17 protein-coding genes are annotated in these 25,915 nt (G+C 57.6%); 11 read left to right on the top strand and 6 right to left on the bottom strand.

Going from position 1 to position 25,915, the window contains the following annotated elements:
• Positions 1 to 21: 21 nt before the first annotated feature.
• Positions 22 to 792 carry a GNAT family N-acetyltransferase gene (locus QRX41_RS04385; RefSeq protein ID WP_313838954.1) on the bottom strand — a complete coding sequence of 257 codons (771 nt, stop codon included), beginning with the start codon at positions 790 to 792 and terminating at the stop codon, positions 22 to 24.
• A 348-nt stretch (positions 793 to 1,140) separates the two neighbouring features.
• On the opposite strand from QRX41_RS04385, the gene QRX41_RS04390 reads away from it, so the two are divergent.
• A complete protein-coding gene (locus QRX41_RS04390) occupies positions 1,141 to 1,761 on the top strand; it encodes an isochorismatase family protein (RefSeq protein WP_313838956.1) in 621 nt (206 codons plus the stop codon).
• An 18-nt stretch (positions 1,762 to 1,779) separates the two neighbouring features.
• On the opposite strand, the gene QRX41_RS04395 is transcribed toward QRX41_RS04390, so the two are convergent.
• The gene (locus QRX41_RS04395) at positions 1,780 to 2,526 is read right to left on the bottom strand and encodes an SDR family oxidoreductase (RefSeq protein WP_313838957.1); all 747 of its coding nucleotides are present in this window, start codon (positions 2,524 to 2,526) and stop codon (positions 1,780 to 1,782) included.
• A gap of 260 nt (positions 2,527 to 2,786) precedes the next feature.
• Here QRX41_RS04395 and QRX41_RS04400 point away from each other — a divergent pair, with 260 nt between their 5' ends.
• Together QRX41_RS04400 and QRX41_RS04405 are read left to right on the top strand one after the other, a co-directional pair.
• Positions 2,787 to 3,668, top strand: coding sequence for a glycosyltransferase (locus tag QRX41_RS04400; protein ID WP_313838959.1), 882 nt, complete (start codon positions 2,787 to 2,789; stop codon positions 3,666 to 3,668).
• An 18-nt stretch (positions 3,669 to 3,686) separates the two neighbouring features.
• A complete protein-coding gene (locus QRX41_RS04405; RefSeq protein ID WP_313838961.1) occupies positions 3,687 to 5,723 on the top strand; it encodes a DUF6541 family protein in 2,037 nt (678 codons plus the stop codon).
• Here QRX41_RS04405 and QRX41_RS04410 read toward each other — a convergent pair.
• Positions 5,720 to 6,682 (bottom strand): glycosyltransferase, encoded by a 963-nt coding sequence (locus QRX41_RS04410; RefSeq protein ID WP_313838963.1) that lies wholly within the window; start codon positions 6,680 to 6,682, stop codon positions 5,720 to 5,722. The two genes, QRX41_RS04405 and QRX41_RS04410, sit on opposite strands and share 4 nt — an antisense overlap.
• A 162-nt stretch (positions 6,683 to 6,844) precedes the next feature.
• Between QRX41_RS04410 and QRX41_RS04415 the strand changes: the two genes are divergently transcribed.
• From QRX41_RS04415 to QRX41_RS04435, 5 genes are all read left to right on the top strand, one after another.
• Positions 6,845 to 8,170 (top strand): MFS transporter, encoded by a 1,326-nt coding sequence (locus tag QRX41_RS04415; RefSeq protein ID WP_313838965.1) that lies wholly within the window; start codon positions 6,845 to 6,847, stop codon positions 8,168 to 8,170.
• 414 nt (positions 8,171 to 8,584) lie between these two features.
• Positions 8,585 to 9,325, top strand: coding sequence for an SDR family oxidoreductase (locus QRX41_RS04420; RefSeq protein WP_313838967.1), 741 nt, complete (start codon positions 8,585 to 8,587; stop codon positions 9,323 to 9,325).
• 112 nt (positions 9,326 to 9,437) lie between these two features.
• Positions 9,438 to 9,806 (top strand): TIGR02328 family protein, encoded by a 369-nt coding sequence (locus QRX41_RS04425; protein ID WP_313838970.1) that lies wholly within the window; start codon positions 9,438 to 9,440, stop codon positions 9,804 to 9,806.
• A 983-nt stretch (positions 9,807 to 10,789) separates the two neighbouring features.
• On the top strand, positions 10,790 to 11,380 hold the full coding sequence (locus QRX41_RS04430; protein WP_313838972.1) for a hypothetical protein: 591 nt from the start codon (positions 10,790 to 10,792) through the stop codon (positions 11,378 to 11,380).
• A 466-nt stretch (positions 11,381 to 11,846) separates the two neighbouring features.
• Complete coding sequence (locus QRX41_RS04435) at positions 11,847 to 12,122, top strand: hypothetical protein (protein WP_313838974.1); 276 nt, start codon at positions 11,847 to 11,849, stop codon at positions 12,120 to 12,122.
• On the opposite strand, the gene QRX41_RS04440 is transcribed toward QRX41_RS04435, so the two are convergent.
• Positions 12,109 to 13,359: an MFS transporter gene (locus tag QRX41_RS04440; protein ID WP_313838976.1), complete on the bottom strand. Its 1,251-nt coding sequence runs from the start codon at positions 13,357 to 13,359 to the stop codon at positions 12,109 to 12,111. The genes QRX41_RS04435 and QRX41_RS04440 overlap by 14 nt on opposite strands.
• Before the next feature lie 204 nt (positions 13,360 to 13,563).
• Between QRX41_RS04440 and QRX41_RS04445 the strand changes: the two genes are divergently transcribed.
• Positions 13,564 to 18,990 (top strand): Spy0128 family protein, encoded by a 5,427-nt coding sequence (locus QRX41_RS04445; protein ID WP_313838977.1) that lies wholly within the window; start codon positions 13,564 to 13,566, stop codon positions 18,988 to 18,990.
• A gap of 239 nt (positions 18,991 to 19,229) precedes the next feature.
• Positions 19,230 to 19,646 carry a hypothetical protein gene (locus QRX41_RS04450; RefSeq protein ID WP_045924232.1) on the top strand — a complete coding sequence of 139 codons (417 nt, stop codon included), beginning with the start codon at positions 19,230 to 19,232 and terminating at the stop codon, positions 19,644 to 19,646.
• Between the two features lie 83 nt (positions 19,647 to 19,729).
• On the opposite strand, the gene QRX41_RS04455 is transcribed toward QRX41_RS04450, so the two are convergent.
• Both QRX41_RS04455 and QRX41_RS04460 read right to left on the bottom strand, forming a co-directional pair.
• Positions 19,730 to 20,500 (bottom strand): MIP/aquaporin family protein, encoded by a 771-nt coding sequence (locus QRX41_RS04455; protein WP_313838979.1) that lies wholly within the window; start codon positions 20,498 to 20,500, stop codon positions 19,730 to 19,732.
• Between the two features lie 242 nt (positions 20,501 to 20,742).
• The gene (locus QRX41_RS04460; RefSeq protein ID WP_313838981.1) at positions 20,743 to 24,237 is read right to left on the bottom strand and encodes an SNF2-related protein; all 3,495 of its coding nucleotides are present in this window, start codon (positions 24,235 to 24,237) and stop codon (positions 20,743 to 20,745) included.
• Positions 24,238 to 24,325: 88 nt separating this feature from the next.
• On the opposite strand from QRX41_RS04460, the gene QRX41_RS04465 reads away from it, so the two are divergent.
• A complete protein-coding gene (locus QRX41_RS04465; RefSeq protein ID WP_313838983.1) occupies positions 24,326 to 25,870 on the top strand; it encodes a DHA2 family efflux MFS transporter permease subunit in 1,545 nt (514 codons plus the stop codon).
• Positions 25,871 to 25,915: the final 45 nt, after the last annotated feature.

Below are 25,915 nucleotides of genomic sequence, written 5' to 3' on the forward strand. Positions count from 1 at the left end.
TGCATTCAGATCAACAAGAGTTCAGCAGTCCTGCAGGCGGCGCTTCTGCCTGCCATCCTGATCGAAATTGTCATCATCCAGCCAGGTCTCCAACCGCTCTTTTACGGCCGGCCATTCACTCTCAGTTATGGAAAACCAATCCGTATCCCGAGTTCGGCCCTTGTAGACCATGTCGTTTCTGAAACGGCCTTCAGCCTTGAATCCCAGCCTCAGCGCAGCCGCCCGGGAGGGCGCGTTGAGGCTGTCGCACTTCCACTCGTATCGGCGATAGCCCAAGTCCTCGAAGACATGCCGAGCCATCAGATACTGGGCTTCAGTTGCCTGTCTGCTTCTCTGCAACTCCCTGGTATAGATGACATGGCCCATCTCGACGCTTCCCATATCCGCCCGAATCCGCATCAAGGCATACATGCCCAACAGATCCGACGAATGATCAAGCTTCACCAGCTCCCGTAAATCCGTATCCTCCCCGCCCGCAAGCCGTCCAATACCAAGATCGGATGTGGAGGGCTTACGCAGAATGGCAAAGAAGAGAGGATCCCGGCTTGCAATCATGGATGCAAAGCCTGAGTCGAATGCTGGTCTATCGGGGTAGAGATCGTGGGTGCTATAGGTCATGATGGATTCGTCGCATTCCGGACTGAAAATCCGCTCATAGAAGGCATCACCTTGGTTTTCGTCCAAGGGCACTACCAGAACGGTCCTGCCAGTCAAGTTGACAGGCTCCGGCATCATGGCCCCGGCAAACGAAATCGCATCCCCAATAGGTTGACCAAACTCATTGGTCCTCATACCCGCATCTCCTCCCTTGGAACGATGCCCGCTCCGTCATCGTACGGAAGAGGTGGCCCCAAAAGCATCAGCTATAACTCCGTACAATCCTGGCACTTAGGCTACCAAGCAAACACCCAAAAAGTCCGTATGGATCCGCCTCACGCAACCACGTATGATCACCCTTGCTACCTCCTTATCATCTCGTGCACAAAATGCTGATTCGCCGCCATATTTGTCCACATGCATTCAAGCTGGAGGACCGACGCATCTGCGAGAATTAGACTGATACGCACGAGGAAATGATCGAGGAGCTCCATCCGGTATTCCCTCTGCCTACCGTCAGCATCGACCAAGGGAGTGATCACCATGTCCAAGGCTTTGATCGTCGTGGATGTTCAGCCGACCTTCTGTGAAGGAGGTGAGCTGGGAGTCGAGGGCGGCAACGCCACAGCCGGCAAAATCGCCGACTACGTCCACAGCCATGCCGGGGACTACGCTTACATGGCCACCACCCAGGATTGGCACATCGAGCCTGGATCTCACTGGTCCGATCACCCGGATTTCGTGGACACCTGGCCCAAACATGGGGTAGCCGGCTCACCCGGGGCGGAGCTGCATCCTAGGATTCGGCAGCTGGGCATCGCCCATCACTTCAAAAAGGGTCAGTATTCAGCCGCCTACTCCGGGTTCGAAGGCATCGAAGACAACACCGATCGGATCCAGAGCAGGGAAGAGTTCGCCTCGGCCAAGTCATCAGGCATCACCTTGACCGACGCCCTGGCACATGCTGGGGTCAACCAAGTGGATGTAGTCGGCATCGCCGAATCCCACTGCGTCAAGGAAACGGCCCTGGATGCCGCGAAGCTGGGCTACCAGGTCACGGTCTTCGAGGATCTGACTGTCCCGGTCAGCGAGGATCAGGGCGTTGAGGCTCGAAAGGCCATGGCCCAAGCCGGCATTCGTCTGCTTTCCTCCAGCGGCAACTGAAGGCAGAGGCAGAGGAATTCACCAGGGCTGGATGGTGGGGCCTACGGTGAACTCCGATACATTGGTATCCTCAGGCTGATCAATGGCAAAGGCCACCACTTGGGCCACCCGTTCGGGATCAATCTGGTAGCTGTCGTAGGTCTTGTTCATATCAGCCAGCGTCTGCTTGTCCGTGATAGTGCCCAGCAGTTCAGTCTTAATGGCCGCCGGGTAAATGGTAGAGGTGCGGATATGTGTCCCCTCCTGGGCGGACTCCATCCTGAGCACCTCCATCAGATCACGCAGGCCCCACTTGGTTGCCCCGTAGACCGCTCCGCCAGTATAGGCTTTGAGCCCAGCAACTGAAGAGGTGGCGATGAACTGCCCGTGGCGCTGCCCAGTGAACTCCGGCAGGGCCGCAGCAATGCCATACAATGCGCCTTTCAGGTTGACGTCAATGGTGCGGTCCCACTCGTCCACATGCAGGGCCGACAAGGGCGAGTTAGGCATGAGTCCAGCGTTGAGGAATACCACGTCCACTCCGCCAAACTGCTTCTTGGCAAAAGCCACAAAATCCTCATTGGCCTGCCGATCGGTCACATCCAGAGCCATAGAGGCCGCCTGGCCACCACCCTGAACGATGTCGTTCACGATTGTATCCAGCCGATCCTTGCGGCGAGCGCCCAGCACCACCTTGGCACCTCGCTGTGCCAACAGCCTCGCTGTTGCCTCCCCGATACCGGACGAAGCTCCGGTAATCAACACTGTCTTATCTGCAACTGTCATAGCAGTCCCACCTTTCCTTGATCTTCAATCGGCCTGATGGTACAACCTCGAGTCGCTGGAAGTGCAAGTCTTGACTACGACCAGGTCCGCATCGACAACCATGACCAAATGTGTGACAGGGCTGAACCTTTTGAGAAGGGCAGGTCAGTCAGGACTGCGCTGGCCAGTCACATGTAGAATCGACGCAGTAATCCACGAAGAAAGGCGGCTGCACTGCCATGAGCACAAGGAACCAGAGTCGCACTCCGTTTTCCCTCCTGATGGCGGTCTATGCCGGGGACACACCCTCCTTCGTTGCCCGTGCATTGAAATCCGACACCATTGAACAAACCCTCATGCCCAATCAGGTTGTCATTGTGTGCGACGGTCCATTAGGTAAAGAACTGGACCAACTGGTTGATCAGTATCCGGCTGAGCTGAAGAGACAGTTGCTCCAGGTCGACAGGGCCGAGGAAATGCCCGAGTTTACGATCGTGCGTCTGCCGATCAACAGAGGACTCGCCCACGCGCTGAATCTCGGGTTGAAGTCCTGCAAGCACGAACTAGTGGCCAGGGCGGATAGCGACGACATCTCCCGCCCATCGAGATTCAGCATTCTCATCCCCCTGCTGGCCGCATCGGGTTTAGATGCCCTGGGCAGCGCCATCCAAGAGTTTTCGGATGACGAATATACTCCCGGCCGGATCCGCTATCTGCCAAGCGGAGGATCCGAACTTCGGACATACGCCACTCTGCATTCCCCGCTGCACCACCCCAGTGTGGCCTTTCGCAAGACCAGCGTATGCAAGGTGGGCGGTTACCCGGAGAACACCGGGCGCTTTGAAGATTACCGTCTTTGGGAAACCATGCTGGTGGTCGGCGAGCATATCGGCAACATCGAGGAACCTCTGGTCCTCTATCGATCCGATAGGTCTATGTATCACCGCAGAGGCGGCATGCGCATGTTTCGTGACGAGCTGCGCTTGCAAAACGAATTTCTGCATGATGGCTTCATCAGCCCCATACAATTCGTCAGAAACATCCTCATCCGCGCCTGCTACCGTCTGTTGCCCGACCAAGTACGCAGCTGTCTATATGCCATCATGACCACCCTGCTCAACAGGTTCCATGGGAAGTCGGTGAATGACAGCCGAAAGAAGTGAATCATGCAATCAACCCTGATGATTTGGCAACAATCCTGGCCACTGCTACTGTTCATCATCGCAGCCCTGTATCTGCCCGGCTGCCTGTTGGTGGCAGCACTGGGTAGCCGCAAACCCATCTTCTTAGCGGCGCTTGGCCCTGTGACCTCCATCGCACTGGCCGGCATTGATGGCGTGCTCTTCCAGCCGCTCGGCATATCCTGGAACTGGTGCTCCTACGGACTTTCAGCAGTGATACTCATTGTCATCATTCTTCTGACGCGTCAACTTTTCAATCATTTTCGTAATGCAGATGGAGTCGACCGAAAATCCTTGGCGCTGACTACTAATGTCGGAAAACCCAAACCTCGATTGAGGCACTTCCTTCCGGCAATCATCGGCACAGCACTGGCTGCTTGCAACATCAGCATCAGACTGATGCACGCTGCGCCTTCGCCTGACCAGGTAACTCAAAATTACGACTCGGTCTTCCACTACAACGTAGTGGCACGAATTATGCTCACCGGCCAGGCTTCATCCCTGCATGCTCTTCCGCCCATCAGGGAAATATACCCAATCGCATTTCAGCAGTTCGCTGCCCTGGGAGCGCTGGCCTACAACCCAGCGACGGCAGTCAGCGCTGTCACCTGCACCTGGCTGGTCTTTGCTGCTCTGATATGGCCGGTCTCCATGCTTTTCCTGACCAGAACCCTGCTGGGCAGACATACCTGGAGCGATCTCCTCGCACCGGTACTCGCCTCATGCTGCGCCGGTTTCCCCTTCCTCTTGCTGGATTGGGGCACCTTATATTCCATGTTCGCTGGTCAGGTCATACTGCCAGTCTTCGTTGCGCTTACCTGGGCTTGGTGTACACACGAGTGGCGGGAAAGTCGCCGATCCATAGTCGGCTTTGCTTGGATTCTTCTCAGCGTCGTCGCCGTCTCCTTCTGCCATTTCAGGGTCATGATGACCGGTGCTCTTCTTGTACTGCCAGTGGTTTTGTCTTGGCTGGTCATGGCAGGAAGGCAACTGGCCCAAACCAATAAGCATCGTTTCCACCTAGCCGCCGGTGTATTGACTGCAGGCTTCTTAGTCCTGATGGCTATAGGCCTCAAGATCTTCCACAATCTGTACCTGCGTGGTCCTGCACGAAAAATATCAGATCATCTCAACGGCGGACCGGCACAACCTACGGAAGACCTGCCATCAGCCATGATGCGCTTTTTGCTGGGTCAGCCCATCGATTCAGGCAACCGTCGGCTGCCGATCTACTGGCCCCTGGCTCTGGCCCTGATCCTGGCTCTTATTGTCCTCTGTCTGCACCACAGCAGAAAGGACATGCTCCTAGTATCCTCCTTCCTGCTGCTGGGTCTGGTCTTCGTCGCCTGTGCGGGCACCCATGCCGATTGGGCCAAGATCCTTACAGCCTTGTGGTACAAAGATCAACGCCGCCTGTTTTGTGCTTGGCCTGTAGTAGCCATACCCGTCATGGGTATGGCATTGGAGCATGGCATCGAGGCCTTAAAAAGGCTTACGCCGCAGGCTGAGAAGATGATATCAATGCCAATTATGATGTTGACAGCCACGCTAGCCGTACTGATTTGCGCCGTGAATCCGCAGTCGGACTCCATGGTGAAGACTTTAGGCTCAACATATGCCTTCGCAGCCAACAACGCCGATGCCCCGATGCTGTCAACTGACGAATTCCTGCTGATGAAGAGAATGGGCCGCCATGTATCGGTCAGCGAGCAAGTCCTGTCCGATCCATGGAACGGCAGCGGATACATGCTGGCTGTTGGTGGCGCCACACCTTTCTACGCTCATCTCAATATGAACTGGGATCAGGATCATGCCTACCTGGCCACAAACTTTGAGCACATAGGCTCCGACCCACAGGTATGCAGGATCCTGACCGATCATCACATTGACTGGTATGCGGATATGGGTGGACCATACGTTGCCAACGACCCCCAGCATCAGATCTTCAATGGCCTCCAACCCGTTCCGCAAGCCCTTCAATTGGTCGACAGCCAGGGTCGGGCGAAGCTCTACCGGATTACCGCCTGCCGTCCCTAATCGGCACGGTCGATCAGTGCCTGAGCCTCGGGTTCCTGGGCAAACAGATCATGGTTGCTGCTAGGGCGTGTAGTCAACCCGACTTTTAATCCTCGAGACAAGCAATGCAAGATCAGTTGCCGATCATGCGCCCTGACAAGGGTAAGAAGCCACCGTCTGCCGGTAGCGAGTAGCAACGCCAGAAATTCAATCGTTGTGAAATTGCCCCTGCTGAATCGGAACATCCATATCTTGTTACGCACCTCGTAAAAGAAACGAGAACCCGGGTCGGCATCGCTGGAGCCAAAAACCTTGGTTTTATGCCATACCCGACTGGCAGGAACGTAATAGCCTATGCCTGTTTTCAGCAGTCTGGAAGTGTATTCAAAGTCGTCATTCCAAAGGAAGAAGGCGGCACGTGGCAGGGTTCTTGTAGCTCGGACGGCCTTGACGTTCACCAAGCAGGAGACAAAAGACAAGGAGCGGACCTGATAGGCATGGGCGCTGGCCTGCAACTGCGGTCTGCCTCTTCTGATCGGCAGACGCCGACGGGGCTTGTTCATCCCATGCACCCTGCCGTCAACCCACACAGCCTCAGAACCCAAAACGGCGGGCCAGGAGCCATTATCGGCTCGAGCCTCGGAGGCAGCATCCAGCAAAGCGGATAGGGCATTGAGCTGGGGCACCACATCGTCATCCATCAGCCACAGGTAGGCTTCACACTGAGGAGGAATCTTCGCCAAGGCCGCTGCCATGCCAGCCACGAATCCTCCTGCACCGCCCATATTGTGATGCAAACGGATCAAGTCAGGCTTCAGGGGGTGCGACAAGACCACATCCACCGATCCATCCACACTTGCGTTATCTACGACAAGGACTCGATCTGGCTTGCGGGACTGGCCACTTATGCCATCCAGACACTCCTGAAGGAGTTTGGAGCGGTTGTAGGAGACAACAACAGCGACGACAAAAAACCTCATAGTCTGCATTGTAACGATAGGTGAGGGTCAAATATTGAACTACAATTAGTTCTTAAATTCCCTGTAGTGGACATTCAGAGCAGACAAACCGCGAATCAATGGGATCATAACATTCAAACAGCAGTTAGTTTGTCCCGATTCGGCGAGAGAAAGGTCGCAGCTATGTCGACCACACCGATACAGTCTTCATCCCGAAAACAGGCTGTTTATCCGTACCTGATCGTGCTGTCGGGCATCGTCTTCACGGCCATCCCCGTATCGCTGGTATGCAGTTGCGCAGGCATCTTCTTCACTCCTGTCAGCAACTACTTCCATGTTCCCAAGGCCGCATTCACTGGGTATTTCAGTATATTCAGCATCACCATGGTCATCTTCCTGCCAGTGGCCGGATGGCTGATGCACCGCTACGATCTGCGCATCGTCCTGACGGCAAGCGCCATCCTTGCCGGACTCGGTTGCCTTGGTATGTCCCGATCATCCGCCATGTGGCAGTTCTATCTATGCGGAGTAGTTCTGGGAATCGGCATGCCGGCCATCCTCTATCTGTCAGTGCCCACGCTCATCAACGCCTGGTTCCGCAAACGGGTCGGGTTCTTTATCGGCCTATGCATGGCCTTCACCGGCATAGGCGGAGCGATCTTCAATCAGATAGGCACCATGATCATCAGATCCGCCCCTGACGGATGGCGGCGGGGATACCTGGTCTTCGCTATTCTCATTCTGGTGGTTACCCTGCCCTTCACCATCTTCATCATTCGCGGCACGCCCGAGCAGATGGATCTGCATCCCTACGGCGCCGCCGACCAGCAGTCCACGGAAGTTGAAGCGGCCAACAATAGCGCAGACGCCGGGGACAAAGATAAAAAGAGTCCAGAGCCTGCCGCGTCGACCGTGGGCATGACTGCTTCCCAGGCCTTGCGCTCCCCTGCTTTCTGGGCACTGGCGCTCTTCTGCGGTCTGATCACCATGAATCAGACCATCTATCAGTTCCTGCCCTCCTATGCGGCATCCCTGCCATCCATGGCGGCCTACACGGGACTAATTGCCTCCTCCTGTATGGCCGGCCAAGCTATCGGCAAGGTCATACTGGGCATGGTCAACGACGGCAGCATCGTGGGCGGGCTCTGCCTGGGCATCGGCGGCGGCATCCTCGGTGTCTGCCTCATGGTCGCTTTCCCCGGATTGCCTGCGTTACTGCTGCTAGGAGCCTTTGCCTTCGGCCTGGTCTACGCCTGCACTACGGTGCAGACGCCCATTCTGGTTACAGCGGTTTTCGGCTCGCGTGACTACACCAACATCTATGCACGTATTCAGATGGTGGGCTCCCTGGCCTCGGCCTTCGCCGCTCTCTTCTGGGGCGCCATCGCTGACCAGCGCCACGGCTACATCATTATGTTCGGCCTGAGCATCCTGATTATGGTTGCGGCCTTGTTCCTGGGCATTATTCCTTTGAAGGGTGCGCGCAAGTCGGCTACTCAAACCAGTTGATCGAACCCTGCAACTAGTAGCCTCCGCAACATTCCATTTTTCGTCACGCGCCGACAGGAGGCGGCAGAAGTAGCTACTACTACCTGGTCCATGTCACCGATATAGAACTCGTGCCGCGGCCAGGGCCAGACGGCAAGGGCCGGGTGCCTGTCACCATCACCGACCTCAGTCTTGACCGACCTGTGGATCATCAACTCTATCGCCATCTGCTCGATATCTAAGCGCAGCCCAGTCAGCAGAAGAGGCACACTGCTTCAGTGAGGAAAATAGTGTGGCCTCTGCAGAACTGTTGGCGCCTGATGGATAACCTAGGAGCGTCAGTGGGACGAGGGTCATCCATACGTTCAGTCACCAGCGTGGGCATGCCATAGCATACGATGAAATACGACAGCACATCTCTATAAAGGAGTGGATATGACTGATCGACTACAAGGTAAGGTAGCCATCATTACCGGAGGAACCGGCGGCATGGGCGTGGGCATCGCCGAATGCTTCGTCCGCGAGGGGGCCAAGGTGGCCCTTACCGACATCAAGGAGAGCGATGCCTCCCGCAGCTTCATGCAGGAGCATCCCGGGCAGGTCGTCTTCCACACCCTGGACGTGACGGACGAGGACCAGTGGGTCTCCACCATCGACACCGTTGAAAAGGAGCTGGGCCAGCTCACCACCGTGGTCAACAACGCCGGCATCGGCGACAAGGGCGTCACCATGGACGAGGAAAGCTACGATGACTGGAAGAAGATCATCGCTATCAACCTGAACGGAACCTTCCTGGGCACCAAGCATGGCATGCGGGTCATGAAAGGCCGCGGCGGATCCATTATCAACATCTCCTCCATCGAGGGCTTCGTGGGCCTGAGCCGGGCCGGAGCCTACAACGCCAGCAAGGGCGGTACCAGGCTGCTGACCAAGTCCGCCGCTCTGGATTCCGCCAACAACAACTACGGCGTTCGCGTTAACTCGGTCCATCCCGGATTCATCAAGACTCCTCTGATCAGCCAGAGCCTTGAGGACAGGATGAGCAAGCTGACGCCCCTGGGCCATATCGGCGAGCCCCAGGACATCGGCGAGATCTGCGTCTACCTGGCCAGCGACGAATCCAAGTTCGCGCTGGGTGCCGAATTCGTTGTGGACGGCGGATTCATCGCCCAGTAAGGAGTTCCAGTAAGGAATTGCCACAACCCCTCCTTCTGCCAGTCCGCCCCACAGCATGGCAAGCGTCTAGGCTGGAGGAGGGGTTCACTTGTGTCCCCGACGAGGGGGCGTCATGCGACTATGGCATCAGGATTTGATCCGGCTGCTTCCCAGACAGCAGCTGCTGGGTCAGCATCGGGAGATCACTGCCCTGCGTGGACTGGGCTGGGGTCGACGGCATGCCACCGTTGACTATGTCTTTCTCCACTCTCCATACAAGCTCTTTCAATTTCATCTATTAGTCATGGCAACGATGCGCGAGCGCGGCTACCATCCTGATCCCGCCTGGTATGACCCGCTCTACCGCGGCAGGCATTGCCCGCCATACAAGGATTTAACTGCAGTGCCGTTGACGGATCCCATCTATCCCGAGCACGATGCAGCCTATCTGCAGGAGTGCCTGGAGAATCTGGCAGGGAAGGGCATCCATCTTCTTCTCTGACGGTCGCCCTCTAGACAGAGGGGGTTCGCTTATAACAAAAGTGTTCGACATGCTCAGGGCTATTTTGCAGATATTTAGGGTAATGCCCATGCACATCATCGACGTTATCAATCTCATAGATAAAATAGCCCCGTAAATGGGAAGGTACCTTTGAACAACTTGCTTGGTGATGGTCTTTCTGATACGGATTCCTACAGAGTGAAACAGGCATATATTACTGGCACGTTTGGCACTGTGCTTTCTCCTTGTGTTTTCTATGCTGCTTTGCACCCGTCCGGAATCTTTGAATCCCATCATCTCCCAAGATACTAATTTTTCGACGCTGAGTGAGACATATAGATGTCCCAAAGTATTATTATTGAGATACTGGCAGATCCTTTGGGTGATGACTGACAGGCTTGAAATATTGAATGAGTTTGGTAGCACTGATCGTTTCGGGCTTATAAACCGATCGAATATTCTAGAGTCGAGCGCGACCTGGAACATGCATACACGCCTTATGCCCTCACGTTAGATTTAGATGAGCCAAATATTCCCTTATTTTTCGATGATGTCGGCGCGGGAGACCAGCCGCAGCGAACACCTACGCCGATAACTTGCCAATGCATGATGCGATTGACCCAAGATGACTGATTGGAATTGGAACGTCTGCGTGACTGTACTCACCTGCAGGATCAGATCATCGCATCATTTCAGTCGTAGATAGCCGACGAGCATACCACGATAAAACTCATCGAGGTGCGATCTGAGGAACAACCAGAGCATCGGTCGGTATCGAGTACATCGCTGTGGCATAGTATCGTCGGCTAAAATATCCCCAGCAAGTTTACTGATGACAATTTTCCAAAATGCAAAATCAGCTGCTCCACTTTTAGCCAAGTAGCATGTCTTATCCTCGATGAGATAGCTTTAAGATGCACGACAGTGGCGTTGGGCGTTGTATCTATGAATCAGTCTCAAGCTATATAACTAGGAGGATCTGAGTGTACGGACTTGAACTTTTACAGGGTACCTATCAAGAGGCCGTGAATGTTTTTTTGAACAAATACGGAGGGGCGGTAGACGATTACTTTTCTGAGAAGTCTTATGCACGATTCAAAGCCGGGGAAATTAAAGCACCTACCAAGAGAAAAATTTCCCGCACTTCTGAGGGTCTGTATTGTCATCACATCGACGAAGACAAGATGATTATGATGGCCTCGCCGGAATTTATCAGGTATATGGACATTCCCTTTGATTACCAGCGCAAAAACCGGCTCGTATACTGCAATCTCATCGAGCACGGGATACTTCATCTGCTTATTGCTTCTGAGACCTATGGCAGAGGATACGAATTAGGTTGTCTACCAGGTGTCGGTGGTTATGTGAACTTCATACGTCCGAACCTTATTCAGTGGCTCATCGATGGGGTGGAACCCAAGCTTCCTTGGCAGATAGCATGTCGTAACGCGGTATTCATGAACAAACGTGCTGCTAAGAAAATGATCAAGCAAATGGACAGGTTTCTTTTTGACCGTTATCCGTCTATGACCAAGAAAGAGCTAAAGGAGGGCTATGAAGCTTTCCAATACTGACGATAGCCCCTTGTAAGAGGTCACCACAAATTGTTAGCTGAGGACATACTAAAGTGTAAAAATACATTATTAATTCCATCAGGTCCTTAGCCACAGTCGAGGCCATTCTTGTGACCATCGTGTACTCCGTCCGACAGATGAATATGGCCTTCGCAAAGAACAATAAACGGTGCAGCTATGACTTCTACCAGATCCTGCTCAAACAAGCTTCACGAGTAGATGTTTGGGGGGGTACAAGACTGCTCGGAACGAGATTCAGGAGCGTGTGGCCGATGAATACCCAATCATCATCAACCACAGCGAAGGCATCATTCGCCGGGCCTCAATCTTGGTCATCGGAATCAATTGAAGCATTTCCGTTTACAAACATCAACCTCCAGCACAACAAAGCCGACTATTACCGGGTGCCTGGATTCGGCCATCATCACGCCTGGCGCACACTGCCAACGGCTGACTGGGTATATCTATGGATCCTGACAAACGATTTGTCTGGAGCCTGCCTACCATCTGCCCTAAGGACATCTTCGAATCCCCCCGCTTTTTAGACAAAGGCGATCCTCAGGGCCGGTGCCGACTGGCTGCTGTGGCCATAAAATTCACTGACGTGTACGGCAATATTTGGGAACGGCTGTTTGAATCAGAGTATCTGCCCAAAGACCGTGCTGCCGGTCTCCATCTCTTGTATTCGCCCGACAACCGGTTGGCGGAGTTTTGCCAACCGAAGGGCATCATTCCCGAGTGATCCTGGACACCGGGGGCACCAGGAGGGTGACCGCCGCCAGCAAGAGCGCCAAGGGCAGCAGCGCCGGCCTGACACCGGTATGGTCGGCCAAAAACCCGATGGCCGGGGGAATGATCCAGGAGACCCCGTAGTAGGCGGTGGAGATGACCGAAGCGCGCTGGGCTGCCACGGCCGGATCCTTGGTTGCCAGCGTGGTGACGATAGGTACGCCCAGAGCTGCTCCGACACCCCAAATTCCAGTGCCCACAAGGCTCAACACAAAAGAGGGCGAAAGAGCATAGACCAGGATGCCCAGAGCCGAGACCAGGAGGGTCAGGACCAGCGAGCGCATGTTCCCCAACCGCTCGATCAGATGTGTCCCCAACAGCCTTGAAACGATCATGGCTGCAGCGAAAATCGTGGGAGCAAGACCGGCTTGAGACTCGGGGACGCCGAAGGCATCGACCAGGCCGATCCCGCTCCAGTCGTTGACGGCACCCTCGCTGGCCTCCAGGGCCACGTTGATCAAAGCAAGAATGAGAACCAAGGCATCGCCCCAGGCCGCCAACTGCTTGCCGAAGGCGGACGATTGCCCTGAACCCGCCTGCTGATCCGAACGTTGGTCGTCAGCGCCGCCCTTGTAATCCCCTAGAGGCTGAGCCGGGCAGAGCAGGACGCAGGCGACCACCAGAGCCAGGCTGACCAGCGCATTGACCGCCAGGTGCGCACCTATGGCTACACCCAGGTGAGATAGGAGCGAGCCCAGTCCCAGAGCAAGAAACATGCCCAGGCTATATGAGGCATGGAAGCGCGGCATTATGGACCGAGAGGAGAAGCGCTCCACCGCGCCGGCCTCAACAGTGTTGACCGTTCCCCAAAGGCTGATCCCCGCCGAATTGAAGAGCAGGCCCAAAACCACCCCTGGCACCGAACGCAGAGTGACGGCCAAAGCCGCGATCACCATCCCCAGGCACCAGGTGGAAGCTGCCAGCAGCATGGCCCGGCGCACACCCAGCCGATCGGTCAGCACTCCCGAGACCAGCATGCCGATCAGAGCGCCGCATCCGCCCAGGATGGTCATCAGAGCCAGGCCCGAAGGCTGCAGACCGAGAGTGGCTTTGACTGTTGGCAGTCGAGAAATCCAGGCCGAAGTACCGATGCCCATGATGATGAAAAACCCGTAAACGGCCGACCGCTCGCACATTCCGTGACCTGGAGGACCGACCGCCGAAGGCTCACGATGATCCCGTTCACTCATGCGGGTCTCCTTGTTCTGTCCATAATTGACTCTTTTCTTCGGAGTCGCATATCAATAGCGGGATCATAGCCAGTGATTTTGTATACTGCTCTATAGCATTATTATCGGATGACTCAATAACCATCGTAGACAGTCGACCGGATGACCTGAAAGGGATGCCCGGCCCGACGCCCCAGGCGGTCGTCGGCGCTCAAAAGGAGAAACGTGGCAAAGGGTAATTTGAGCGGAAAAGTCCTGGCCGGCCTGATGGCTATGGCCATGTTGATACCCACCATGGCCTTGGCTGATGGCGGGCAAACAGCGGATGCCCAGACCACGGGCTCCACGTCGACATCTCCAACGGCACATGCACAGCAAGCGACTGACACAAACCAGGCATCGTCCACGTCGGCCCAAACCTCGACTCCACAGTTAAACACCGCCGCGTCCGAGGCAGCCCAAACCGCTCAGAAGTCGGAGTCAACCTCCTCGAGCCAGGCCGCGCCCATACAACCCAGCACAGGGCCAACCGCCAAATCGGCAATCAAGGACATGCTGGACACCGACGACGCCGTGGTCACCACACTGTCCCAAGCATCCCGCTCCACTGGCACGGCTCCTTTCGACAACGATAACAACCCCGGCGACGACCACGATGCAGACAATGACATAGTGCGCACTTTCGATAAGGTGTCCTACACCTACTCTTTTGCCGTAAATACCCGCAGCGAGACAACCAGCTATCGCCGAGGCCGAATAGGCTTCCAATTCAGACTGAGCCAGCCTGAGGACCAGGTCACCTTTGATGTGAATTCCATGGGCTGGGTGGACACTACGCCGGAATACCAGCCAAAGCAAACTACAGAGACTATCGACGGTCATCCGACACAGGTGCTTACCGTTTACAGGCTACTCACCGCCCCACAGAATTTGCCTACCGTTATTCCGGGATCCTCCAGCGTCACTCTGGTCCTTCGGGTCCGAAGCATGCCCAATGGCAGCAAATTCGCCCCCGAGGTCCAAGCCTGGGGCGCTCCGAATACCACCACCAAGACCGATCCTGCTTCAGCCACATCCGATCAGGTCACCGTGTCGGCCAAGCTTAATCTGAACCTGCGAATCACTGGCGGAACCAATGAAGGCTCCGGCAACCAAACATTCGACTTCAACACCCCAGCCGCCAGCAATTATCCCAACCATGAGCTGGGTAAGCGCAAGGGGATAATCAGCAAGTTCAACTGGGCCGTTGACATGCGTTGGCCCGATCGAACCAAGGGCCTCAAGGGTCTGGAGGTTCCCACTGGCCCCATTACCTTTTCCCTGTCACTGAGCAATTTGTGGCAGACCGCTGGCGGAGATGCCTACCCGAAGATAGCGGATCTGCAACCCTACTTCTGGGACATCGGCACCATCGACGGCGACTTCAACAACAGCGGACGCAACACCGGCGATCAGGGCTGGAGACCCACTCTCAGCAACTATGGCTATGCCCGATCCACGGGTGGCACGGCTGGAAAGGACCAAGTCCAAGGCAATGGTCAATACACCGTGGCTGAACAGCGCAACAGCCAGGGCCTCAGGCTGGACCTGACTTTGAAGGACTATAAAACCAACGACCCCTTCCCCTACCTGGGACACACCTATGCACCAGACGCCAAGTGCACGCCTGCCCTGGCCTCGACTGACTGCACGCGACAAGAAGTGGCCGAAATCTCCACTGGTTACCTATATGTCTTCAACCCCTCCACTGTCGACGGCAAGGACGTGGCCAACTACTATGGACAGACCGGTCTCAGCTTGCAGAGCAAGGTCGACGACGGCAACCTGAGTGCGAAATCGCTATCAAACCAGTCTTTACCCCATGCCTCTGGCCCCACGGACACGTCAAACCAACCCGACCAGTCCGATGACATGTGGCACAACGTCATCTTCACGCTAGGCTCCAACACAATAAAGGCAGGCATCAGCAACATCATTCAGTACAGTTGCATGACGGCTCCTAACTATTTTGATGACGGCGTGGACTGCGGGTGGTGGACTGCTCCTGACAATCTACGGGGGACCGACTCAGCAGTCGCAGGGACCAAAGTGCGGGTAACGGCCGGTTTCAACTTCAAAACCAGCAAGGCTGATCTGCCTCTGCTGGGAATGTCCTTGGTCAAGATCGACCCAAAGGTAGTTGGACTGCCAAACTCCGACGGTCTGGGTCTTCCCTGGGGCAACGGCATCTGGCAGAACGGCAAATACAATGATCCAACGAGCGATAAAAACCCGTTGCTGGATCTGGTCATGTACGCCACCAAACCCGACGGGAAAGACTGGAAAAACGACACTGAGCAAGCCAATGCCGACATAGAGGATCTGAACTTTTATAGCACGCAGGAGGATGCAAAGAAGCATGGCACGGTTGTAGGCATGCTGCTGGGCGGGCGCACCGCCGCGCCCTCCAGGTTTGCCGAAGAGAATTCCCGATTCGGCTTCGGCGGATTTGTGATCAACGTCCTCCCCGATGCCAAAGTAAGTTCGGTAGCCCAACTGACATCAGTTTCACGCACTTTCACCCGCAGCCAATTAGCAGCTATGGCCGGGCTAAGCCCCGAGAACTCCAGCGATCAGGAATGGGAGGAGTGGGCCAAGAAACAGAACCCCTACGATCTGGCCAAAATCAAATCTCCCGTCTTAGCCACGTCAGTCGGAGGCTATACCAAGGCCAACTATGACCAAATAAACGGTTACCTGGGCGGAGACACCGGCGGCAATGAACACGGGGACAGCCTCTATGTAGCCGGCGAAACCAACACCATCTCCAACGCCGTAGCACAAACAAACACCAATTCCAAACCCAAAGAATACTTTGACATAGACAGCGATCAACGGTTCGTTGACTGGCGACTAACCATCAACACCGGCACATCAGCTTCCCAAGCCAACAAGGGCGCCAAAACCGAACTCTACATCACCGACAAACTTCCGGCAAAGCTCCACTACATCCCCGGCAGCGCCCGATTGGGTGGCACATATACGGAAGCCACGCCTGAAATGGGCCACATAGAGGGCGGAACCGCCTGTGAGCCATCAGTGAGCACGGACCCCGGAACCGGAATCACCACTCTGTCCTGGACACTGACCGACATCCCTGTGGACGGCAACAACCGCGTCATCCACTTCTCCACCTCCCTGGGTGACCTGACTGACCCTAACAAAGACATCGGCTCCAACGAAGACCTGACGACCTCTGCCACAGTTCAGTCAAAACAGAATATGTCCCAGCCCAACACATACTTGAAGACTGCCGATTCCTTCACCATCCACGCTTGGCGGACCAACACAACCAGCCTTTCCACCTCGGCCGTACAGGACACTAATGAAGCTGGTACACCAATTGGCTTCACCAACATGCTGAGCAGCACCTCAGGCAGTGGCAAGCAGCATCACTATGCCATCGACATCATGCCGTACAAACAGACAAGCGGCAAACCCGACTTCCACGGGGAACCCACTTTTGCCGATATGAACATAAAAGCTTCGGCGGGGGCTAGTCTGAGCCGAATCACCATCCGCTACACCACAGATTCTCGATGGCGAGTGAATGACACGAGTTCCATACAATTCCAGGAATACCTCTCTTGGGACGAGGCTGACTTGGACACAACAAGTGGCGAAGTGAAAATGCCTGCAAACGTGGTGGCCTGGGCCTTCATCATCGATGGGCAGCCCAACCAATTCCGCTATGACATTACTTTCCATATAAACCCCGGAAACAACTCCTCCGGCGACCTCTATCGGAATCGCTGGGGCAATGCACTGAACCAAATGCCTGCCCAGGCCATGGTTGTTCAACGTTCCATCAGTGGCATCGTATGGTACGACGTCAATGGGGACGGCACCCGCTCTTCGGAAGATATTCTGCTTAAAGATATCAAAGTGACCCTGCTCAACGATTCTGACGACAAGCCCGCCAAGTCGGTCGTCACCCCATATGATGATCTGAGCACAAAATCTGATTCCCAGGGCAAGTACGAACTGACCAATATACCGGCAGGGCAATTCCACCTGCGGTTCGACCCCGCTCCGAGTACGAACTGGACCCACCTGTCTACGACAATCCAAAAGGCCAGCGGAGCCAGCCCGAGCGAAAACTCCTCAGCCAGCGACATACTGGAGGACGGAACCTTGAAAGGCGCCGTCATCAAGGATATTAAGTTCCAGAAGGCCGAGGATATGGTGGACGCGGCCAGCCAATCCCTGGATTTCAACAACTGTGGCCTGACAGGACCAATGGACACCAATGAAGTGTCTGCAGGAGTCAAAGTACAGATCCAAGGCAGGAACTGGCTCAACTCAGACTCCTTCACACTGGCTGTCGAGCCCCTGGATAACGCACCGTCCGCAGCGTTGCCCAGCCAAATCACCATAGACGCCGACAACCAAAATATTCAGGTGCCCGTCAACGTGTCTGCTCTGCCCGACGATGGCAGCTACGAGTATCGTATACACCAGGAAACCGGCTCCATTCCTGGCCTGACGTATGATCAGAGCACTGCAATCCTGACCATCACTTTGACAACCGATGCAGCTCAGTTACACCGTACCGCCAAGGCGCAGTGGACTGACAGCAAGGGCAAGAAGATAGACACGGCCACCTTCACCAACACCTACCAGGCCAAGCCGGCCACGGTCAGGCTCACCGCCTCCAAGCACCTGGAAGGCCGGGGCCTGAAAGCCGGGGAGTTCGACTTCCTCCTGCAGAACACCAAGGGCGGGAAGCCGGCCCAGGCATCCAACAAGGCCGACGGGGCCGTCGCTTTCCCCGACCAGACCCTGACCGAGGCCGGCGACTACACGTACTCCGTGAGCGAGGCCCAGGGCAGCCTGCCCGGCATCACCTACGACCAGAAGACGCACCGGATCACCGTCCACGTCACCGACGACCAGCAAGGCCAGCTCCAAGCCACCATCGACGGCAACAACCCCAGCTTCACCAACCATTACCAGGCCAAGCCGGCCAAGCCCGTCATCACCGCCACCAAGCACCTGCAGGGCCGGGACCTGAAATCCAACGAGTTCACCTTCCACCTGTACGACGGGGAGACCGGCCATGAAGCGGGCTCGGCATCCAACGACGCCCAGGGCAGGATCGCCTTCAACGACCTGACCCTGGACCAGCCCGGCGACTACCACTACACCATCCGCGAGGACCAGGGCAGCCTGCCCGGCATCACCTACGACCGGCACGCGGCCACGGTCGACGTCCACGTCACCGACGACCTCAACGGCCAGCTCCAAGCCACCATCACCAGCAAGGACACCACCTTCACCAACACCTACCAGGCCAAGCCGGCCAAGCCAGACAACCCTGACAACTCCGGAGGACATGACAAGCCGAATCCACCGGTAGAACCGAGCAAACCGAGCGAGTCCAATCATGCATCCAACAAACCAGATCAAACCAGTTCCAACAGCCAAAAACCGGTGCCAGGAAACCAATCTTCTGATGACCAAGCAAAGCCATCTGCAGATTCTCAAGCCCTAGTCGCCTCAGGCTCAGACATAGTCATGCCTGTAGTACTGACTGTCGGCACTGCCGTCCTCGGCCTGACACTGATGCGCCTGCTTCGGCATCGCAGAGATCGAGAGGCCGACATGGGCTGATAGTTTCCTGCATGAGGAGAACACGGCTGGATCTCTTTCTCACTAGTGACAGCCACCTATGGCGAACCTCACGGTTCCCTGCCCCTATCTGCAGGCGAAATTTGCTATTCTTGCAAGTGGAAGGAATCTTGCATCCAGAGGTCACCGTCGACGATGGACGGTCACCTGAACGGTCATGGCCCTGCACGGTCATGATGTCGATTGTCACACGTGCAGGCCGTCACACAGAAAGGTCAGTCATGGCAGACGATACAGTCATTGTTGTTGATACTTCCATGTTCGAAAAAGATGCCGACGCGAAAACCGCCAAAGCCAACGAGGTCGCACGCAAGTACGGCATCAGCGACGAGGCCCTCAAGAAGGTCGAGGATTACAAGGATCAGTTGAGCTACCACCAGGCATGGGATCTGCCGTTCCTGGGCTACGTGGACGAAGACGGCTATGGATACGCCTACGTGCCCAACAAGGCTGTCGCAGCCGATGGATGGGATGCCCACAAGGCCTTCCTGGACCTGCCTGATGATGTCCAGACGGCCTTCGCCATCCGCATGCTCTTCACTCATCGCGACGTCGACCGCCACGGTGCAGAGATGTTCCTTCACCACGGCCGCGGGCTGACAGTCCGCTTCCAGGAGCCCACCTCAGCCAGCTACTGAGCCTGAGCTACCTTAACCAACTCGACCCCCGGTCCTGTCGTAATAACCCCCTGACAGAGCCGAGGGCTTTTTCATGCCGACAATCAAGGCAGCAGCCCCATCCAAGCAGGAGCTAGCACACCGATGCAGGCTCCGATGATCGGCCCGGCAAAGGGTATCCAGGCGTAGCTCCAGTCCGCATCCTTCTTGCCGGACATGGGCAGCAGGCAGTAAGCCAATCGAGCGGAAAAGTCACGTGCAGGATTCATGGCCGCACCGGAAACCCCGCCCAGGGCCATGACCAGAACCGTGATGACCAGAGCCACGCCCAGGGGCCCGACCTGGGTAGGCGTCCCCCCATTAAGGAACACCCAGGTAACCAGGATGGCCGTGCCGATGGCCTCCGACATCAAATTCCAGAAATTCGAACGTATGGCCGGCTTGGTGCAGAAAACCATGAGTTTGGTATCTGAATCGGTGGGAAGTTCGAAATGCTTGCGAGTGCCCAGGTAGCCCAGGCAGGAACCAAAGAAGGCCCCTAGGAACTGGGCGGAAATAAAGATGGCCACATTGGCCAAGGTGACCGGAATGCCGCCCTTGCCCATGGCCAGACCGTTCAAGGTCGCCTGCGGATCAATCCAGTGACCGACCACCCTGGCCAGGGTCACGGCCGGATTGAGATGGCCGCCCGTTCTCCACCCCGCATATACGCCTATATATACAGCAAGACCCCAGCCCACCGAAGCGTTGATCCAGTCGGCTCGATAGGCCCCTGTCCTGGGGAGCGACCTGCTGGCTGCGACCATGACCGCAATGGCCATCATAAGGGCCGTGCCCATAAACTCTGAGCAGAACATCTGCACGCCGCTGATCATGATTGCTCTCCAAGCTTCCTGCCATCAAAGGAGCTGAAGGTGACCAGACTCCCATAACCCGAATAGTCGACTGCTGCCAAACCGACAAATCCACCGGTAGAGCAACGATCAATCTGCTCACACATATAGTCTTTCGATTTGACTAATACATCAAGAATAACCGAACCCATGACACAAGGGCCTCGCCCATCGGTGATGCTGCATTCATGACCACTGACCAATAGATCAGCTTCTGTTCGGGATCAGCTCAGAAGGGCCAGGAGGTCCTTTCTGCTCAGCCTGGCCACGCTGGCAGCACCGGTGGAGGCAGCCGAATCGACAAAGCGCGATGCCAGGTCGCTCTTGCTGTGCTGCAGGTTGAGGATGCGCTCCTCGATGGTGTCCTTGGCTACGATCTGGTAGACGTTGACGTCCTGGGTCTGGCCGATCCGGTGGGCGCGGTCGTTGGCCTGCTCCTGGGCTGCGGCGTTCCACCAGGGGTCCGCATGAACCACCACACAGGCCCCGGTCAGGTTGAGCCCGGTGTTGCCGGCCTTCAGGGAGATCAGGAAAACCGGCGTGGCATCCCTATTGAACTGTTCCACCAGCTCCAGCCGCCGCTTCTTGGAGGTGGCGCCGGTGATCAGATCATAGGACACGTCCAGCCGACGGAGCCGCTGGGCTATCAGGTCCAGGTAGGAGGTGAACTGGGAGAAGATCAGCATCTTGCGCCCGGCATCCTGGCAGGAGGCCACCAGATCCTCGATGGCATCCAGCTTGGCCGAATCGCCGCGCCGGCCCCGGCTCTGATCCTGATAGACCAGACGCGGATCGCAGCAGACCTCCCGCAGCCTGGTCAGCTGGGCCAGGACCTGAATCTTGCCGACCTCGTACTCCTGGTCCCTTTCCTTGTTGAGCGTAGCCCTCAGCTCCTGCTCCAGGGCCGCGTAGAGCTTGCGCTGACGACCCTGCAGAGGCACGCTGATCACGTTTTCGATCTTCTCGGGCAGATCCGTCAGCACCTGTGACTTGAGCCGGCGCAGAATGAAAGGCCCCACCAGGGCCTGGAGCCGGGACTGGGCATCCTGGTCGCCGCTGAGTATGGGCATCTCGAAGCGGTCCCGGAACCGGGAGTAGGGACCCAGCATCCCGGGCATCAGGAAGTCGAAGATGCTCCAAAGCTCGGACAGCCGGTTCTCGATGGGCGTGCCGGTCAGAGCGAACCGGTGCAGGCTGTCCAGAGCTCGTACGGCCCGCGCGGCCTTGGTGGCATGGTTCTTGATGTACTGGGCCTCATCCAGAACCAGGGCATACCAGGGCAGACTCCGATACCGGTCCAGGTCCCGCCTGAGCAGATCATATGAAGTGATCAGCAGATCGTAGGACCTGGCCTGATCCAGCAGCGCCTGACGCTGACCGCGCCCTCCGGCCAGGACCCCCACCCGCAGATCCGGCGTAAAACGGCGGCACTCGGCCTGCCAGTTGTAGACCAAGGAGGCCGGACAGACGATCAACGAGGGACCCCGACCCCTGGCCTGATCCCGACGGGAGAGCAGGTAGGCCAGCATCTGTATGGTCTTGCCCAGACCCATCTCGTCGGCCAGGATGCCGCCGAATCCGCGGTCGCTCAGGGTGCATAGCCAACGCAGCCCCTCGACCTGGTAGGGCCTGAGCTGTCCGCGCAGCCCATCGGGGACCCTGACCCCCTGCGGGTCGGGCTTGCGCTCCTTCAGGTAGTCGCGAAAGCTGGGATCGCGATCCTGCTCGGGCACCAGGGCATCCAGGTAGCCGAGCTGGAATTCAGGCACATGGACCGGCCCCTTGGCCAGATCAGCAGGGTCGATGCCCAGATCTTGGGCCAGGGTGTCCACAGCCTCGGTATTCAGATCATCCAATTCGACGAAAGCTCCGTTGCGCAGCCGATGGAAGCGGCGACGACGGCGATGGTCGGCCAGAATGGCAGCAGCCTCCTCGGGCCGTACCTCATCGGCAATGGGCGAGATCTCGACCAGACCGGAGCGCACCCGCACACCCACGCGGATCTGCGGATGAGAGACGACGCTCAGCCCGTCGAAGGCCGGGGTGGAGAAGACCTGTCCCAGACCCTTGAGCACAGGCAGGCCCCGGGTCAACAGGGTGTGGATGGCCTCCTCGTTCTCCTCGGGGATACGGGCCAGCCCCTCCTCCATCAAGGGGAAATAGCGGCGAACCGTCTGCCGGGCCAAAGACTCGCTCTCCCGATCTCTGCCGGGTTCATCCTCCGAGGCAGGATCAGCGCCGACGGACAGAAGACGGTCCCCGTAGCGGGCCTTGAGGTCACAGCTGACCCCCTGCCGATCCCTGTCCAGGTAAAGCTCGATCCTGCAGGGCGGCCGCCGCCGGGCATCCAGCTCCTCGGGCAGACTGGCAGAGAGCCCGGATCCTTCCTGGGCGCCCTGATCCAGGTCAGGCAGGACGGTCCGGGCGAACAGATCCAGGTCGTCGGCATCCAGATGCAGATCCCGATCCTCGCCAGGACGGCAGAGGGTCTCCAGCAGATCCCGATGACGCATGAAACGCGCGCTGCAGCGGTGGATGACCGGCCCCGGATCCAGCCCTAAGCCGGGTTGCGAAGGGCGCACGATAACGAAGGAGGAGGCCTGACCGACGATGAAGCGCTCCACGGCCAGGGCATGGGTGATCCGGTAGCCATCCGCCTCCTTGCTGACCGCGATGCCAGGGTCCGGATCTCCGTCGAGGACGGGGGCAGGCATGGTCTGCAGGAAGGAGTCCTCGGGAGGCGTGTAGTCCAGGGTGAGCCCGGAGTCTACGAACAGGTCGAGAATCTGCGCCACTTCGTCGTCGCTGAGCCGGATCCCCGCCAATCCTGCGCGTGCAAGGCGGCGGCGCATGCCCCCCTCCTGTTCGGCCAGGCTGCGGCGGATGGCACCGGCCCTTTCCAGAATGGTCAGCAGAGCCTGGGCCCGTTCATCAAAGGTGTCACGAGAATGAATGAAGGCCAGCCGCCGCCCGTAAGACATGAATTCGCCATGGTCCACGGCACGCAGCAGGGCCGGAAGGTCCTTGACCAGGTAGGCGACCCCGTGGGAGGACAGGGTGATGTGCAGACGGACCAGCCAGCCGCCGCGCTCACTGGTCAGATCGGGGATAAGCCCGACCGAACCGATGGGCAGGTGACGGCCGCCAACCGGTCCGCTCTCCTGCTTGAGCAGGCTCAGCTGGCGGTCACGAAAGGCCTGCCGCCGCCGAACCTCCTGCCGGTGCATGTAGGCTGCCAGGGGTCCCGAGGTCGACCGGGCGGAACTGGAACGACCATGGTCGCCGTCCCAGTCACCCGATCCTGCAAAGGCCTGGCTGGACTCGTTGTAGGCCATGATCAGGGCGACGACATGCTTGCAGGCAGGACCCTGGCGCCCAAAGGCCCGGCAGGTGCAGGAGGAGTCGATGACCCGATGGGCCTGCTCGTCCAGCCGAACCTGGACCATGCAGTCGCCATCCGGCTGATAGGTGGCGGGCACACGCCCCTTGAGAACGGTCAGAGCCCCCAGGTGCCGCAGGCGCAGGTCTGTAAAGCGGCGGTCATCCAGCAGTTGATGGGCGCGGAAGTAGGCCTTGCCGCCCAATCGGCGCAAAGCGGCGTCAGAGATGGTGTCTGGATCGCCGAAGGTCCGCCCCTCCTCATCGTCGCCCGGATCGTAGAAGCCATGGCCTCCTGAACCAACGGCTCTTGACCCGTAGACCGCTGCATGCCAATCCACACGCACCCTCCTTATGGTCTCTGACGACCATTCCCGAGCATAACCTTTTCCGTTCCAATGCGGCACGCCTTCGGCGAAGCGAGTAGACATGCCGACTTACGAAAAAATGACCGCCTCCCTAAGATGGCGTGCTGTTTGTCTGAAGAAGGAGATCATCATCGTGCAAAACACGTCCACCTCTGCCTCTGTTCACCGGTCACGACCGGCCGTCCCCCATCCCTGGCCGGCCATCGCCGCGCTGATGATCGGGGCTTTCGTGGGCATGCTGAGCGAGACCTCGCTCAATATCGCCCTGCCCAACCTGATGGAGAGCTTCCAGATCCCCGCTGCCACCGTGCAATGGCTGGTCACGGGGTACATGCTGGTCATCGGCATCGTCCTGCCCTTCTCCAGCCTGATCTCCAAGTGGTTCACCACCAGGCAGACCGTGATCTTCGGCCTGGTCGCCTTCCTGGCAGGATCGGTGGTCTCGGCCATGGCCCCCACCTTCCCCGTCCTTCTGACGGGACGGCTGATCCAGGGCATCGGCACCGGCCTGATCCTGCCGCTCATGTTCACCGTGGCCATGCTGATCTTCCCGCCAGCCCGTCTGGGCACGGTCATGGGCATGTGCGCCCTGGTCATCATGTTCGCTCCCGCCATCGGCCCGACCCTGACCGGGATCATCCTGGGCAAGCTGACCTGGCACTGGATCTTCTGGTTCTTCACCCCCTTCCTGGTTGTGGCTCTGGTCTTCGCCGTCTGCTTCCTGAAGAATGTGGGGACCATCACCCACCAGCGGCCCGACCTGGCCTCCATTCTGGAATCCATTGTCGGCTTCGGCGGACTGGTAGCAGGTGTCAGCCTGGCCAGCCGGTACGGATGGCTCTCCCCCGTCACCCTGATCATCCTGGTCGTGGCCCTAGCAGCCCTGGTCCTCTATATTCGTCGCCAGCTGGGCTTGGAACACCCGGTGCTCAACCTGCGCATCTTCTCCATCCCGGCCTTCCGCTACGGCGCCACCCTGGTCATGCTGGACTTCGCAGTCATCCTCTCCTCCATGTATCTGCTGCCCCAGTTCCTGCAGCGTGGGCTGCTCCTGCCCGTGGCCATGACCGGCATCCTCATGCTGCCCGGCGGGGCCATCAACGCCCTGGTCTCGGCCTTCGCCGGCCGGCTCTACGACGGCTTCGGGGCTCGTATGCCCGTCCGCTGCGGCTTCCTTGTCGCCCTGCTCGGCACGGTCATCCTCCTGTTCACCGGCCCGCACACCCCTGTGGCCCTGGTGGTGGCGGCCCACATCATTTTGATGATCGGCTGCCCACTGGCCATGTCACCGGCCCAGACCTACGCGCTCAACTCTCTGAGCGGCCCACAGTCCGGCGACGGAAGCACCATCATCAACACCATGCAGCAGATTGTGGGAGCCGTGGCCACGGCCGTCACCACCTCCCTGCTGGCTATGGGCGAGGGGCAGGCAGCCGGAGTTGACAAAGCCCAGGCCTTCACCAGGGGCACCCACTACGGATTGATCTTCACCCTGGTGCTGATCCTGGCCGCTCTGGCCGTCTCCCTGAAGGTGCGCAACTTCTCCCACGCCGAGCAGCCAGAGGCCGAACGGGACATTCAGCAAGCTCCAAGTTCGCACCGCTAGCTTGGGAGCGTCCCTGGCTAGACTGGAGGACGGCGACCGGACTTA

It is taken from the genome of Bifidobacterium kimbladii (genome assembly GCF_032193675.1).
Lineage (GTDB): Bacteria > Actinomycetota > Actinomycetes > Actinomycetales > Bifidobacteriaceae > Bombiscardovia > Bombiscardovia kimbladii.